This is a genomic window from Cupriavidus taiwanensis, from assembly GCF_900250075.1.
In the GTDB taxonomy this organism is placed as follows: Bacteria; Pseudomonadota; Gammaproteobacteria; order Burkholderiales; family Burkholderiaceae; genus Cupriavidus; species Cupriavidus taiwanensis_C.
Window position 1 is genome coordinate 914531 of record NZ_LT977071.1, and the last position, 13501, is coordinate 928031.

Genomic DNA, 13501 nt, shown 5'->3' on the forward strand with positions numbered 1-13501 from the left:
TATCGATATCGCAAACGCCGAACTCTTCATTAGTAGCATATCGGCAAGCTGCATACACTCCGTCCGACAAAACAACAACGACCGGAGACAGCGTGGCGCCCGCCATGCCGCGATGCCGCTGGATCCGTCGTCCCTGCCATCCCCGCTGCCGGCCCGCGGCAGCCCTCGCACCAGGAACAACATGTCGGATTCCAAGGACAAGCAACGCAAGCCGCTGCGCTCGACGGCGTGGTTCGGCACCGCCGACAAGAACGGCTTCATGTATCGCAGCTGGATGAAGAACCAGGGCATCCCCGAGCACGCGTTCGACGGCCGCCCGGTGATCGGCATCTGCAATACGTGGTCGGAACTCACCCCCTGCAACGCGCATTTCCGCAAGCTGGCCGAGCACGTCAGGCGCGGCGTGTACGAGGCCGGCGGCTTCCCGGTGGAATTCCCGGTGTTTTCCAACGGCGAATCGAACCTGCGTCCGACCGCCATGCTGACGCGCAACCTGGCCGCGATGGATGTCGAGGAAGCGATCCGCGGCAACCCGATCGACGCCGTGGTGCTGCTGACCGGCTGTGACAAGACCACGCCGGCGCTGCTGATGGGCGCGGCCAGCTGTGACGTGCCGGCCATCGTCGTCACCGGCGGGCCGATGCTCAACGGCAAGCTCGACGGCAAGGACATCGGCTCGGGCACCGCGGTGTGGCAGTTGCATGAATCGCTGAAGGCGGGCGAGATCAACCTGCACCAGTTCCTGTCGGCCGAGGCCGGCATGTCGCGCTCGGCCGGCACCTGCAACACCATGGGGACCGCCTCGACCATGGCCTGCATGGCCGAGGCGCTGGGCACCTCGCTGCCGCACAATGCGGCGATCCCGGCGGTGGACGCGCGTCGCTACGTGCTGGCGCACATGTCCGGCATCCGCATCGTCGAGATGGCGCGCGAGGACCTGACGCTGTCGAAGATCCTGACGCGCCAGGCGTTCGAGAACGCGATCCGCGTCAACGCGGCGATCGGCGGCTCGACCAACGCGGTGATCCACCTGAAGGCGATCGCCGGCCGCATCGGCGTGCCGCTGGAACTGGAAGACTGGAGCAAGGTGGGGCGCGACACGCCGACCATCGTCGACCTGATGCCGTCGGGCCGCTTCCTCATGGAAGAGTTTTACTACGCCGGCGGCCTGCCCGCGGTGCTGCGCCGCATGGGCGAAGCCGGCCTGCTGCCGCATCCGGGCGCGCTGACCGTCAACGGCAAGGCGATCTGGGACAACGTCAAAGACGCCCCGATCACCGACGACGAAGTCATCCGCCCGCTCGACCGGCCGCTGATCCGCGACGGCAGCATCCGCATCCTGCGCGGCAACCTGTCGCCGCGCGGCGCGGTGCTCAAGCCCTCGGCGGCGACGCCCAGGCTGCTGCGCCACCGCGGCCGCGCCGTGGTGTTCGAGAACCTCGAGCACTACAAGGCGCGCATCGTCGACGAGTCGCTCGACGTCGACGAGAATTCAGTCCTCGTCCTCAAGCGCTGCGGCCCGCGCGGCTATCCCGGCATGGCCGAGGTCGGCAACATGGGCCTGCCCCCCAAGCTGCTGCGCCAGGGCATCAAGGACATGGTGCGGATTTCCGATGCGCGCATGAGCGGCACCGCCTACGGCACCGTGGTGCTGCACGTGGCGCCGGAAGCGGCCGCCGGCGGTCCGCTTGCCATCGTGCGCGACGGCGACTGGATCGAGCTCGACTGCGAGGCCGGGCGCCTGCACCTGGACATCGACGAAGCCGAGTTCGCGCGCCGCATGGCCGACGTGCAGCCGCTGCAGGCGCCCGCCGACGGCGGCTATCGCAAGCTCTACGTCAACCACGTGCTGCAGGCCGACGAGGGCTGCGACCTCGACTTTCTGGTCGGCTGCCGCGGACGCGAGGTGCCGCGCCACTCGCACTGATGCACTGATCCATCCCGTTGCATTGAATGCGCGCGGCCCCGGCGGCGCGCGATCCCTTACAAGAACAGAGGAGACTAGCCATGCAAGGCACACAGACCGCGCCGCTGGAGCGCGCCGTCCCAGGACAGGAAGCCGGCGCACCGGCGCAGGAAGAGACCCGCATCGTCGGCATGCTGGTGCGCCGGCTGATTCCGTTCCTGGCGCTGATCTACGTGGTGGCATACATCGACCGCTCGGTGGTCGGCTTTGCCAAGCTGCACATGAACGCGGCCATCGGCATCAGCGATGCGGCCTATGGCCTGGGCGCGGGCCTGTTCTTTATCGGCTACTTCCTGTGCGAGGTGCCGAGCAACCTGGCGCTGGAACGCTTCGGCGCGCGCCGCTGGTTCGCGCGCATCCTGTTCACCTGGGGCGTGATCACCATGGCGATGGCGTTCACGCAGGGCGCGCACAGCTTCTACGTGCTGCGCTTCCTGCTGGGCGCGGCCGAGGCCGGCCTGTATCCGGGCATCCTGTACTTCCTGACCAAGTGGTTCCCGATGCGGCATCGCGCGCGCATCATCGGACTGCTGGTGCTGGCCCAGCCGATCGCGCTGATCATCACCGGACCGATTGCCGGCCTGGTGCTGTCGACGCAGGGGCTGTTCGGCATGTCCAACTGGCAGACGCTGTTCGTGCTGAGCGGGCTGCCGGCGGTGCTGCTGTGCGTGCCGACGCTGCGCATCCTGCCGGAATCGCCCGCCAGTGCCGCATGGCTGGCACCGGCCGAGCGCGCCTGGATCGAGCGCGAGCTCGCCGCCGACCAGGCCGCCTATGCGCTCAAGCCGCATGGCAACCCGCTGCAGGCGCTCAGGGACAAGCGCGTGCTGCTGCTGTCGCTGCTGTTCCTGCCGTTCCCGCTCAGCATCTACGGGCTGTCGCTGTGGCTCCCGACCATCATCAAGCAGTTCGGCGTGACAGATGCAATGACCGGCCTGCTGTCGGCGGTGCCCTACCTGTTCGCCGTGGTCGGCCTGTACCTGGTGCCGCGCCACTCGGACCGCAAGGGCGAGCGCTACGGCCATATCGTGGTGGTGTCGGGGATGGCAGCGCTCACCATGGCGCTGAGCGCCTGGGTGCAGTCGCCGGTGCTGCAGTTCCTGTTTATCTGCCTGACCGCGTTCTCGATCTATTCGATCCAGGCGGTGGTATGGGCGCTGCCGGGCGAATTCCTGACAGGCGCCAGCGCCGCGGTGGGGATTGCCACCATCAACTCGCTCGCGAACCTCGGCGGCTACTTCGGGCCGTATGGGATCGGCGTGATCAAGGACGCCACCGGCAGCCTGGCGGCGGGGCTGTACTTCCTGTCGGCGATGCTGGTGTTCGCGGTGGTGATGGCGTTCGTGGTGCGCGCCGCGCTGCGGCCTGCGGCGCGGGCCGGTGCGGCGCAACAGGCCGCTACCTGACCGCGGGCGTCATGGCCGCCGCTTCTTCCACTCGTAGTCGGGCGGCGGATCGGCCGCGCCGGCGCGGCCGACCGAGTCGGGGTTTTCCGAGCACAGCGTGACAAAGCTGACCGCCTCGCCCGCGTGCTGGCGCTGGCGCAGCGCTTCGGTAAAGCGCAGCGCCTCGCGCATGGCGTCGCTGGGGAACGACTGCGCATGCGGCGTCAGTCCTGTGCCGAGGGCTTCGGACCAGTAGACCATGTACATAAGGCTTCCTTTTGCTTGCGCGGGTGGTGACCGGGTTGCTGCAACCTTCGTTCCCGCTGCCGCGGCGGCGCGCAAGAGAAGGGCGGGTGTGCCGGGGACCACGATTGCAAACCCTTCCTCCGCCTTTTGCAAGCTTTGGCATGGCGCGGGCACAATGGCGCTTGCCCCATGCGCCTGCGCCTCTGTGCCTTTCCCGTCTCGTTCCCATGCCCGAACTTGCGCTGATACCCGCCACCGCCGCCGATGCCGACCGGCTCGCCGCCATGCACGCTGCCAGCTGGCAGCACACCTATCCCGGCATGCTGCCGGAGGCCTACCTGCGCGATCAGGCGTACCCCGAACGCCTGGCGGCCTGGCGTGCGCGCATGCACGACGGCGCCGATGGCCCGGCCGAGGTCACGCTGGCGCTGGTCGACGGCGAGGCCGCCGGCTTTGCCTGCCTGTTGCCGCAGGCCGACCCGCGCTTCGGCATCTACCTGGACAACCTGCATGTCCTTCCCGCTTTCCATGGCCAGGGGCTGGGCAAGCGGCTGCTGGCCCATTGCGCGCAACGTGTCATGCAGGGCTGGCCAGGGCAGCCGCTGTTCCTCTATGTACTCGAGGCCAATACGCAGGCGTGCGAGTTCTACCAGCGGCTGGGCGGCGAGGCCTCTGAGCCGTTCGAGGACGATTTCCATGGGCCCGACCTGCGCGTGATGGTGCGGCGCGTGACGTGGCCAGACGTGGCGGCGCTGGCCAGGCGGCTGGCGTAGAACTGCATGGCGGCGCGGCAGGCGTTGCCATGCCCCGCGCCACTGCCCTACCATCGCCGGCATGCCAACCGGAGACCACCCGCCATGACCCTATCGATCGCTCGCCTGCCGCAGCCCGCCCGTTCGCAGCTGGCGCGCGTCCTTGCTGCCGCCAGCCTCGCGGTATTGGCGGGCTGCGCCGGCACGCCGGCCGTGCCGCCTGCCGCCGGCAACCCCGCCGGCCCCACGGCTGCCGCGCCGCACTGGCAGCGCGTGCATCTAGGCGCAGGCGCCGGCTATGACTTCCCGGTCTATGCCAACCACCGGCTCGACGGCGACCTGTCGCGCATCCGCGAAGTGGTGTTCGTCCAGCATGGCCTGCAGCGCAACGGCGATGACTACTATGCCGCGGGCGCCGAACTGCTGAAGGCCAGTGGCCGCAAGCCGGACGAGGTGCTGCTGCTCGCGCCCAATTTTCCCGGCACGCCGGACCAGAAGAAGGGCTTTACGGGCATGCCGCACTGGTCGGTGCAGGGCTGGCTCAGCGGCGAGGATGCGGTCGACGGCCCGGCCCGGGTCAGCTCGCTGCAAGTGCTGGACGACCTGCTGGCCTTCGTCACCGACAAGGCGCGGCTGCCGCAGGTGCGCAGGGTAACCGTGGCCGGCCACTCCGGCGGTGCGCAGATCGTGCACCGCTATGCGGCGCTGAACCAGGTCGACGAGCGCATCCGCGCGGGCGGCATCGATCTGCGCTACGTCGTGGCCAATCCATCGTCGTACCTGTATTTCACGCCAGTGAGGCCGGCTGGCGCCGATGGCAAGTCGTTCGCGCCGTATGACAGCACCCGTTGCCCGGACTACGACAAATACCGCTACGGCATGCAGGACATGGTGCCGTATGCGAAAGGCGCCGACGGCATGGCACTGTACCGTCGCTATGCAGGGCGCCAGGTCACCTATCTGGCCGGCACCGAGGACAACGATCCCAACCACCGCGTGCTCGACAAATCCTGCGGCGCCGAGGCCGAGGGCCCCACGCGGCTGCAGCGTGCGCGTGGCTACCTGCGCTACGAGCGCTATCTCGCCGGCCCGGGTCTGGTGATCCGCCACCAGGCGTATGAAGTAGTGGGCGTGGGGCACGACCAGGCGCGCATGTTTGGTTCGCAATGCGGGGCGCAGGCGGTGTTTGGCATGCCGGAGGCGGCCAATGCCGGCGGCGCGGCCTGCCGCGCGCCGCAGCTCTGAGGCGCGCGCGCCGGATACGTTCATGGCAAGAAAAAACCCGCGAAGCTCGCGGGTTCAAGTCCCTGCCCGCAGGATCGGGCTTGGAGGAGACAACCACAGGGAAAACGGTGGCGCGGGATCAGCCCAGGTTGTATTTGACGACCTGTTCCTCGACGCCGACAAAACGTACCAGCTGGCGCAGGCCGCTGGGATATTCCTTGATATGGTGCCCGTCAGGCGTATCGGGCAGGCGGTAATAGACTGGCGCCTTGTCGTGCACTGGCGCAAGCAGGCCGAGCGGTCGCGCGTCGGCCTCCCAGGGCACGTCGCGGTCTTCGGCAAGCAGGATTCTTCCGGTCATGGACACACTCCAAAGTTGCTGCATGGTGCGGCCGGGGGCGGATGTTTTTGCTCGCACAGTTTCAATGTATGGAATGTATGGCATGCAGGCGAAAAATGCCATTCAGCGTTTTTTAATTCTGTCTGGCGGGAAATTTCTTAACTGACAAAATCGACGAATATATCGCTGTCCGTCATATCGCGCCCCCGCCTTCGGGCACCGGCCGGCATTGCGCTACCATAGCGCCAGTTTTTGAAAGTGCGGTGACCGGCGCGCCTGCCGGCACGCTGTGCTGTCCGAATCCACTCCGATCATCCCCGCGCCCAGCAGACGCATGTCGACCCAGCACGCCTTGTTGATCTCCCTGATCGAAAAACCCTCGTCCGGCTACGACCTGGCGCGGCGCTTCGACCGCTCCATCGGCTATTTCTGGCATGCCACGCACCAGCAGATCTATCGCGAACTGGGCCGCATGGCGGACAGCGGCTGGATTGCCGCCGATGAAAACGACGCGGCGGAAGGCGAGGGCAACGCCGACCGGCGCAACCGCAAGAAGGTGTACCGGGTGTTGGCCGCGGGCCGTGAAGAACTGGCGCGCTGGGTGCTGGCGCCGGGCGCGGGGCTGGATCAGCGCGAGGAGATCCTGGTCAAGCTGCGCGCCGATGCGGTGATCGGCCCGCTTGGCCTGGGCGACGAGATGCGGCGGCTGATCGCGCTGCACCGCGCCCGCCTTGAGACCTACCTGGCCATCGAGCGGCGCGACTTCTCGGCGCCAGACATGGACCGCGCGCAGCAACTGCGCTACGCGCTGCTGCAGCGCGGCATCCGCTTTGAAACCGACTGGGTGGCCTGGGGCGAGGCCTTGCTGCCGCTGCTGTAGCGGCAGCAAGGGTGCGCGCTCAGGCCAGGTCGACGGCGCGGGCGCCGGCCGGGCTGGCTTCGCCCAGTCCCAGGCGGCGGCGCGCCAGCGCGTACTCCTCGGCAAAGCGGCGCACCAGTTCGGCGGCCGGCACCACGCGCTTGATCGCGCCGACGCCCTGGCCGGCGCCCCAGATGTCCTTCCACGCCTTCACGCTGGTCGAGCCGAAGTTCATCTTCGACGGGTCCGATTCCGGCAGCGCGTTCGGGTCCAGCCCGGCGCGCTCGATGCTGCCGCGCAGGTAGTTGCCGTGCACGCCCGTGAACAGGTTGGAATAGACGATATCGTTGGCGCTGCTGTCGACGATCATCTGCTTGTAGCCGTCCTGCGCGTTGGCTTCCTGCGTGGCGATGAAGGCCGAGCCGATATAGGCCAGGTCGGCGCCGGCGGCCTGCGCGGCCAGGATGGCGTCGCCGCTGGAGATCGCGCCGGACAGCAGCAGCGGGCCGTCGAACCACTCGCGGATCTCGTGCAGCAGCGCGAACGGCGACAGCGTGCCGGCATGGCCGCCGGCACCGGCCGCCACCGCCACCAGGCCGTCCGCGCCTTTTTCGATCGCCTTGCGCGCGAAGGCGTTGTTGATGACGTCATGCAGCACGATGCCGCCGTACGAGTGGACTGCGTCGTTGACTTCCTTGCGCGCCCCCAGCGAGGTGATCACGATCGGCACCTTGTAGCGCACGCACAGCTCCAGGTCATGCTCGAGCCGGTCGTTGGACTTGTGCACGATCTGGTTGACCGCGAACGGCGCCGACGGGCGCTCGGGGTGCTTCGCGTCGTGTTCCGCCAGTTCGGTGGTGATGCGGTCCAGCCATTCCTCCAGCTTGGGCGCGGGGCGCGCGTTCAGCGCGGGGAAGGAGCCGACCACACCGGCCTTGCACTGGGCGATGACCAGGTCCGGGTTGGAGATGATGAACAGCGGCGAGCAGACCACCGGCAGCGAAAGCCGGTTCTGCAGCTGGGCGGGAAGGGCCATGGGGAAGTCTCCTGGGTAATGTCGATGGATTCGGTGTAGCGATGCGGTGGCGCTGTCGCCCGGCGCGAGTCAGGCGGCGCCGGTCAGCACATCTTTCTGGCTGGCCAGGCGCGCCGCCATGGCGGCGGCCAACGCCTCCAGGCCGGAGCGCGGGCGCACCATGACCTCGAACTCGGCAATGCGGCCGGCGTCGTCGAAGCGGATCATGTCGATGCCCTTGAGCGCCTTGCCGTCCACGCTGGCGCTGAACTCCAGCACCACGCTGTGGCCGTCGTCGCTGACAAAGCTGCGGTGGTAGCGGAAGTCCTGGAAAACCTGGTTCACGGTGGTCAGCACCAGCGCGATGGCGGCGCGGCCGGGGTACGGCGTGTGCGCGACCGGCGAGCGGAACACCACGTCATCGGCGACGATGGCATCGAGCCCGGCCATGGAGTGGGTGGCGATCATCTGGTGCCAGGCGTCGAGTGAAGCCTGGGCGGCGGGGAGCAGGGCAGTGGTCACGGTGAGGTCTCCTGGCGTGGCGCTGTAGATTTGCTGCGATCTCTTTCCGGATTTATGCAACCAGTTGCATAGTGGGTCGAAAGGTAGCACGCGGCGTGGCCCGCTGCAAGCTCGGCGCGTGCATGGCGGCGCGCAGTGACGCGTTGTCTACAATAGTCGGGATCGTCCGCTGGCCGCCGGCCTGATGCGGCAGAGCAGGAGAATCCGTGACCACCAAGCCCAGCGACGCCCAGCTCGAGCAGGCGGCCTTGTTCGATGCCGACCTGGCCGCCTGGCGCGACCACCCCGAGCGCGCGTTCGACGGCTGGCTGGCGCAGCACGGTTTTCGCCCCGGCACCAGCGTGGTGTACCGCGCGATGTGGGGCAAGCTGCTGCGCTGGTCCGCCGAACGCGGGCTGCCGCCGCTGAGCTGGTCGGCCGAGCAGATCGGCGAATTCCTGGATGCGCAGCAGCTGCACAAATCGCACCGCTACCGTTATGCGCGGCTGATCGAACGTGTGTTCCACCACCTGTCCCGCTTGCGCGAGGGCATGCACAACCCGGGCAGCCAGGCGGTGCGCGCCCACCTGGCCGAAGGTGAAAACGACCCCACCGCCTTCCTGCTGCCAGGCGAGCGCGACCTGCTGGTGGCGCGCATCCTCGGCCCGGCCGGCGCGCCGGCTGGCGATACTGGCGCCGCGGCCTCGCCCACGCAATGGAAACGTGCCCGCGACGCGGCGCTGCTGGCCGTGCTGCTGGGCGGCGGCCTGAAGGTGGCGGAGGCGCGCGCGCTGCGCACCGACGTCATCGCCGACGGCGCGCCTGGACGGATGGCGCTGCGCATGGTGCGCCCGGACAACGGCCGCGCCTACACCGTGCCGCTGTTCCCGCTGGCGCATGCGCCGCTGCGCGCCTGGCTGGCGTTGCGCGAGGCCTCCGGCACGCTCGGCAGCCTGGTGTTTCCGGCCATGCCGACGGGGCGGCCGATGCATGCGGCGTCGGTCTACCGGCGCGTGGAAATCCTGCTGGACGAAGCCGGCGTGCTGGCCGGGCGCAGCGAGCGCGCCTCGCCGCAGACCTTGCGCAATACCTGCGCAGCCATGCATTTCGAGGCTGGCACCGCGCCCGCCGAGGTGGCGCAGTGCCTGGGCATGCGCGACCTGGAATCGGGCTGGCGGCTGCGGGCGGCGTATGAGGCCTGGCAGGCGCGGGCCGGGCTGACGGCGCCGGCTTCCGCGGCCTCTGACTGACCTCGTGGCGCGGGCCGCTGGGCCGGGTGCCAGGGCGCATCGTGGATAATAGGGACTTTCCCGAGCCCGGCGCCGTAGCGCAAGTTATTGATCGCGCACATGGTGCGCCGTCCGCCATCCGCAAACGCTGAACCGAATCGATCTACGCCATACGCAATGCCCGAAACCCTGCTGCTGACCGGTGCCACCGGCTATATCGCCTCGCATACCTGGGTTGCCCTGCTCAATGCCGGCTACCACGTGATCGGCCTGGATAATCTTTGCAACAGCAGCCCGGCCGTGACCGACCGGCTTGCCACCATTACCGGCCAGGCTCCGCATTTCGTGCAGGGCGACGTGCGCGACCGCGCGCTGCTGGACCGCCTCTTTGCCGAGCACCGCATCAGCGCCGTGATTCATTTTGCCGCGCTCAAGGCGGTGGGCGAATCGGTCAGCCAGCCGCTGGCCTATTACAGCAACAACCTCGATGGCCTGCTGACGGTGTGTGCCGCCATGGGCGCGGCCGGGGTGAAACAGCTGGTGTTCAGTTCCTCGGCCACGGTTTATGGCAATCCGCACACCGTGCCGATCCTGGAGGATTTCCCGCTGTCGGCGACCAACCCCTATGGCCAGACCAAGCTGATGGGCGAGCAAATCCTGCGCGACCTGGAAAAATCCGATCCGGCCTGGCGCATTGCCTACCTGCGTTATTTCAATCCGGTCGGCGCGCATGAAAGCGGCCTGATCGGCGAAGACCCGCGCGGCATTCCCAACAACCTGATGCCTTATGTGGCGCAGGTGGCGGGCGGGCGCCGCGACCAGCTGATGGTATTCGGCGGCGATTACCCTACCGTCGACGGCACCGGCGTGCGCGACTATATCCATGTCTGCGACCTGGCCGACGGCCACCTGGCGGCGCTCAATTATCTGGGCCGCCAGGGCCGCGGCATGACCGTGAACCTGGGCACCGGCCGTGGCTACAGCGTGCTGGAGGTGGTGCAGGCCTACCAGCGCGCCAGCGGCAAGCCGGTGCCGTACCAGATCGTGGACCGCCGCCCCGGCGATATTGCCGCCTGTTATGCCGACCCGGCACTGGCCCATGAGCTGCTGGGCTGGCGCGCGCAGCATGACCTCGACCGCATGTGCCAGGACTCGTGGCGCTGGCAGTCGATGAACCCGCACGGCTTCGACGCCTGACCCCGGCCGGTTTTCCACCACGCAAAACAAAAACGCCACGGAAGTCTCCGTGGCGTTTTGCCGTCGGCCGGATCGCGCGCTTCAGCGGATCAGGAAGTCCTCGACCGATTTGCCCTGGGCCAGGGCTTGGGTCAGCCAGCCCGGGCGCTTGCCGCGGCCGGTCCAGGTATTGCCGGCGTTGTCGCGATAACGTACCGGCACCTTGCGGTTGGCCGCCTTCTTGCCGGCCGGGGCCTTCGCGCCAAAACCCAGGTCTTCCGCGGTCAGGCCATATTGCTCGATTTTCTCGCGAATATCCGCGATCACGGCGGATTGTTCGCGCGCCTTGATTTCCTCGGCTTGCTTCTGCAGTTCGCTGATTTTCTGAACGATTTCCTGATACGTCGCCATTGCGTCCTCGGTTTCCGGTGATTGAATTGCGCTGGGTGCGCTGGTGGGCGGGGGAAAATGCTGAAAACAATTATAACGGGCCGGCTGCCGGCTGCAAATCCTGGTCGCGTAATCCCGGACGGTTTTTGCGAAAATTCTTGCTGCTGATAATTGTGTGAACTTTCAGTGTCAGGGCGAGTCGCCGCGGATTTTTCCGTGTCCCAGCGGTATTGCGATGGAGGGCACCAGTGCCGAAATCCCGGCGGTATTCCCGGCCGCACCGGTCTGTCGTGGTTGTGTGCGGATACCGGCCATGACATTAATCGCGCCGGCATTTACGGACAGGCCGCAACCCCGTTTTCAGGCCATACCCGCCCGCCAACCCCTCTACGTGGCTGATATCCGACATGGCGTTTATCGCCGATTCACCATAACCGTGCGCGCCGGACGGCGACTCAAGGATGAAGGGGGCGCGCCGTTATCCGGGCAGGGCGGATCAATGCGGTAACGATCCTGCCGGACCGGGGCAAGGGGTGTGTCCCGCGGATTGCCAGTGTCTTAATTCATCATGTCCTTCCACAACAATATTCAGATCAAGACCCTGCTACGGGGCGCCATGGGAATCCTGTCGCTGCTGCTGTTGCTGGTCGGCGGGGCGGGCCTGTACGGCATCGCGCAGAGCAACGACGCGCTCAAGGAAACTTATGCCAACCAGCTTGGCTCGACCGTCGCGCTCAGCGATGCGATGCTGGCCACCACGCGCATGCGCCTGGCGCTGGACCGCAACGTGATGCAGGGCGAGCAGGACGATCCCAAGGTCAACGTGGATCGCTCGCGGGTGTTCGTGGAGGCGTCGGACGCGGCCTGGAAGCGCTATATGAGCTTGCCGCAGAATGCCGAGGAACGGGCCCTGGCGGCGGAACTGGGCAAGCAGCGCCAGGCTTTCATGGAGCAGGGCGTGTTGCCGCTGCAGGCGGCGTCGCTGGCGGGCAACCAGGAAGAGGCGGTGCGGCTGGCGAAGAAGGTGCTGCCCGACCTGCAGCGCAGCATGTCGAGCGCGCATGAAAAACTGCAGAAATTCCAGATGGCGGCGGGCGAGGCCAATTTCGGCACGGCACAGGCAAGTTTTGCCCGCATCCGCATGCTGTCGATCGTGATGATCGTGCTGGGCCTGGCGATTGCCGCGCTGTGCACGGTCGCGCTCAACCGCGCCATCGTCGCGCCGGTGCAGGAGGCGCTGGCGGTGTTCGAGCGCATTGCCCGCGGCGACCTGACCGCGCGCATCACCAGCATCTCGAAGAACGAGATCGGGCGCATGATGCAGGCCCTGGCCGCCATGCAGTCGAGCCTGTCGGGCATCGTCGCCGAAGTGCGCAGCGGCGCGGATTCGATGGCGTCGGCCACGCAGCAGATTTCCACCGGCAACCTGGACCTGTCGCAGCGCACCGAGGAACAGGCCTCGTCGCTGGAGGAGACCGCCGCGAGCATGGAAGAGCTGACCACGGTGGTGCGCCAGAACGCCGACAATGCGCGCCAGGCCGGCGTGCTGGCGGGCGAGGCCTCGCAGATCGCGCTCAAGGGCGGCGAGGTGGTGGGCCGCGTGGTCGATACCATGAACGAGATCAATGGCGCCTCGCGCAAGGTGGTGGAAATCATCAGCGTGATCGAGGGCATCGCTTTCCAGACCAATATCCTGGCGCTCAATGCCGCGGTGGAAGCCGCGCGCGCCGGCGAACAGGGGCGCGGCTTTGCCGTGGTGGCGGGCGAGGTGCGCAGCCTGGCGCAGCGCTCCGCGTCGGCCGCCAAGGAGATCGAGGCGCTGATCAGCGAGTCGGGCCAGCGCGTGGAGAGCGGCACCCGGCTGGTGGCCGAAGCCGGCCAGACCATGGGCGAGATCGTGCAGGCGGTGCGTCGCGTCACGGACATCATGAACGAGATCGGCGCGGCGTCGCAGGAGCAGACCAGCGGCATCGAGCAGGTCAGCCAGGCCGTGACCCAGATGGACCAGGTGACCCAGCAGAACGCCGCACTGGTCGAAGAGGCCGCGGCGGCGGCGGGCGCGCTGGAAGAGCAGGCGCAGAAGCTGAAGAACGTGGTCTCGGTGTTCACCGTCAACACCGCGGCGGCGCCGGCCATCACGGCCCGTGTCGGTGGAAGCGCCGCAGCAAAGACGGCGGCAAAGGCGGTGGCATCGGCCACGCCGGCGATCCCCGCCGTCGCCAGTGACAGCCTGGCCACGCGCACCACGACGGTGCGTAAGGTGCCGGTTGCCACGACGGCGCGGCCCGCGGCCAGGCCGGCGAGCAGCCCGGCAATCCCCCCTGCAGCGCGCTCCGCAGCGCGTCCGGCAGTGACCGCGGCCGGCGGTGACGATGACTGGAGCGCGTTCTGACCCCTGCGTTGGAGTCATTGCCTTGT

The 13501-nt window shown here is 67.7% G+C and carries 14 protein-coding genes; 9 read left to right on the forward strand and 5 right to left on the reverse strand.

Translation table 11 applies throughout. From position 1 onward, the window contains the following. The first annotated feature begins 181 nt into the window (after positions 1–181). Both CBM2588_RS20580 and CBM2588_RS20585 read left to right on the forward strand, forming a co-directional pair. Complete coding sequence (locus CBM2588_RS20580) at positions 182–1927, forward strand: IlvD/Edd family dehydratase (RefSeq protein WP_115683674.1); 1746 nt, start codon at positions 182–184, stop codon at positions 1925–1927. 80 nt (positions 1928–2007) lie between these two features. After that, the gene (locus tag CBM2588_RS20585) at positions 2008–3372 is read left to right on the forward strand and encodes an MFS transporter (RefSeq protein WP_115682237.1); all 1365 of its coding nucleotides are present in this window, start codon (positions 2008–2010) and stop codon (positions 3370–3372) included. Positions 3373–3381: 9 nt separating this feature from the next. Here CBM2588_RS20585 and CBM2588_RS20590 read toward each other — a convergent pair whose 3' ends face one another. Further along, positions 3382–3618, reverse strand: coding sequence for a hypothetical protein (locus CBM2588_RS20590; RefSeq protein ID WP_018004736.1), 237 nt, complete (start codon positions 3616–3618; stop codon positions 3382–3384). Between the two features lie 206 nt (positions 3619–3824). On the opposite strand from CBM2588_RS20590, the gene CBM2588_RS20595 reads away from it, so the two are divergent. Together CBM2588_RS20595 and CBM2588_RS20600 are read left to right on the forward strand one after the other, a co-directional pair. Beyond that, positions 3825–4370 (forward strand): GNAT family N-acetyltransferase, encoded by a 546-nt coding sequence (locus CBM2588_RS20595; RefSeq protein ID WP_115682238.1) that lies wholly within the window; start codon positions 3825–3827, stop codon positions 4368–4370. A gap of 84 nt (positions 4371–4454) precedes the next feature. Beyond that, positions 4455–5594, forward strand: a complete 1140-nt coding sequence (locus CBM2588_RS20600) for a hypothetical protein (protein WP_115682239.1) — start codon at positions 4455–4457, stop codon at positions 5592–5594. A gap of 118 nt (positions 5595–5712) precedes the next feature. Here the strand turns inward: CBM2588_RS20600 and CBM2588_RS20605 are convergent, their stop codons facing one another. Then, positions 5713–5934 carry a hypothetical protein gene (locus CBM2588_RS20605; RefSeq protein WP_115682240.1) on the reverse strand — a complete coding sequence of 74 codons (222 nt, stop codon included), beginning with the start codon at positions 5932–5934 and terminating at the stop codon, positions 5713–5715. On the opposite strand from CBM2588_RS20605, the gene CBM2588_RS20610 reads away from it, so the two are divergent. Together CBM2588_RS20610 and CBM2588_RS20615 are read left to right on the forward strand one after the other, a co-directional pair. Further along, complete coding sequence (locus CBM2588_RS20610; RefSeq protein WP_172583643.1) at positions 5933–6079, forward strand: hypothetical protein; 147 nt, start codon at positions 5933–5935, stop codon at positions 6077–6079. The two genes, CBM2588_RS20605 and CBM2588_RS20610, sit on opposite strands and share 2 nt — an antisense overlap. Positions 6080–6247: 168 nt before the next feature. Beyond that, entirely contained in the window at positions 6248–6793 is a 546-nt protein-coding gene (locus tag CBM2588_RS20615) for a PadR family transcriptional regulator (protein ID WP_115682241.1), read from the forward strand. A 19-nt stretch (positions 6794–6812) separates the two neighbouring features. Here CBM2588_RS20615 and CBM2588_RS20620 read toward each other — a convergent pair whose 3' ends face one another. Both CBM2588_RS20620 and CBM2588_RS20625 read right to left on the reverse strand, forming a co-directional pair. Further along, entirely contained in the window at positions 6813–7808 is a 996-nt protein-coding gene (locus tag CBM2588_RS20620) for an NAD(P)H-dependent flavin oxidoreductase (RefSeq protein ID WP_115682242.1), read from the reverse strand. 69 nt (positions 7809–7877) lie between these two features. Further along, entirely contained in the window at positions 7878–8309 is a 432-nt protein-coding gene (locus CBM2588_RS20625) for a nuclear transport factor 2 family protein (protein ID WP_115682243.1), read from the reverse strand. Between the two features lie 206 nt (positions 8310–8515). Here CBM2588_RS20625 and CBM2588_RS20630 point away from each other — a divergent pair, with 206 nt between their 5' ends. Together CBM2588_RS20630 and galE are read left to right on the forward strand one after the other, a co-directional pair. Further along, positions 8516–9538: a tyrosine-type recombinase/integrase gene (locus CBM2588_RS20630; RefSeq protein ID WP_115682244.1), complete on the forward strand. Its 1023-nt coding sequence runs from the start codon at positions 8516–8518 to the stop codon at positions 9536–9538. Positions 9539–9694: 156 nt separating this feature from the next. Beyond that, a complete protein-coding gene (galE, locus tag CBM2588_RS20635) occupies positions 9695–10714 on the forward strand; it encodes a UDP-glucose 4-epimerase GalE (RefSeq protein WP_115682245.1) in 1020 nt (339 codons plus the stop codon). Positions 10715–10795: 81 nt separating this feature from the next. On the opposite strand, the gene CBM2588_RS20640 is transcribed toward galE, so the two are convergent. Continuing rightward, on the reverse strand, positions 10796–11104 hold the full coding sequence (locus CBM2588_RS20640; protein ID WP_062802319.1) for an H-NS histone family protein: 309 nt from the start codon (positions 11102–11104) through the stop codon (positions 10796–10798). A 547-nt stretch (positions 11105–11651) separates the two neighbouring features. Between CBM2588_RS20640 and CBM2588_RS20645 the strand changes: the two genes are divergently transcribed. Then, positions 11652–13475 carry a methyl-accepting chemotaxis protein gene (locus CBM2588_RS20645; protein WP_115682246.1) on the forward strand — a complete coding sequence of 608 codons (1824 nt, stop codon included), beginning with the start codon at positions 11652–11654 and terminating at the stop codon, positions 13473–13475. Positions 13476–13501 lie beyond the last annotated feature (26 nt).

Excerpts from the sequence above, each read along its gene's own strand:
- CBM2588_RS20580 (WP_115683674.1), top strand. The coding sequence starts at position 182 with ATGTCGGATTCCAAGGACAAGCAACGCAAGCCGCTGCGCTCGACGGCG.
- CBM2588_RS20585 (WP_115682237.1), top strand. The coding sequence starts at position 2,008 with ATGCAAGGCACACAGACCGCGCCGCTGGAGCGCGCCGTCCCAGGACAG.
- CBM2588_RS20590 (WP_018004736.1), bottom strand. The coding sequence starts at position 3,618 with ATGTACATGGTCTACTGGTCCGAAGCCCTCGGCACAGGACTGACGCCG.
- CBM2588_RS20595 (WP_115682238.1), top strand. The coding sequence starts at position 3,825 with ATGCCCGAACTTGCGCTGATACCCGCCACCGCCGCCGATGCCGACCGG.
- CBM2588_RS20600 (WP_115682239.1), top strand. The coding sequence starts at position 4,455 with ATGACCCTATCGATCGCTCGCCTGCCGCAGCCCGCCCGTTCGCAGCTG.
- CBM2588_RS20610 (WP_172583643.1), top strand. The coding sequence starts at position 5,933 with ATGGACACACTCCAAAGTTGCTGCATGGTGCGGCCGGGGGCGGATGTT.
- CBM2588_RS20605 (WP_115682240.1), bottom strand. The coding sequence starts at position 5,934 with ATGACCGGAAGAATCCTGCTTGCCGAAGACCGCGACGTGCCCTGGGAG.
- CBM2588_RS20615 (WP_115682241.1), top strand. The coding sequence starts at position 6,248 with ATGTCGACCCAGCACGCCTTGTTGATCTCCCTGATCGAAAAACCCTCG.
- CBM2588_RS20620 (WP_115682242.1), bottom strand. The coding sequence starts at position 7,808 with ATGGCCCTTCCCGCCCAGCTGCAGAACCGGCTTTCGCTGCCGGTGGTC.
- galE (WP_115682245.1), top strand. The coding sequence starts at position 9,695 with ATGCCCGAAACCCTGCTGCTGACCGGTGCCACCGGCTATATCGCCTCG.
- CBM2588_RS20640 (WP_062802319.1), bottom strand. The coding sequence starts at position 11,104 with ATGGCGACGTATCAGGAAATCGTTCAGAAAATCAGCGAACTGCAGAAG.
- CBM2588_RS20645 (WP_115682246.1), top strand. The coding sequence starts at position 11,652 with ATGTCCTTCCACAACAATATTCAGATCAAGACCCTGCTACGGGGCGCC.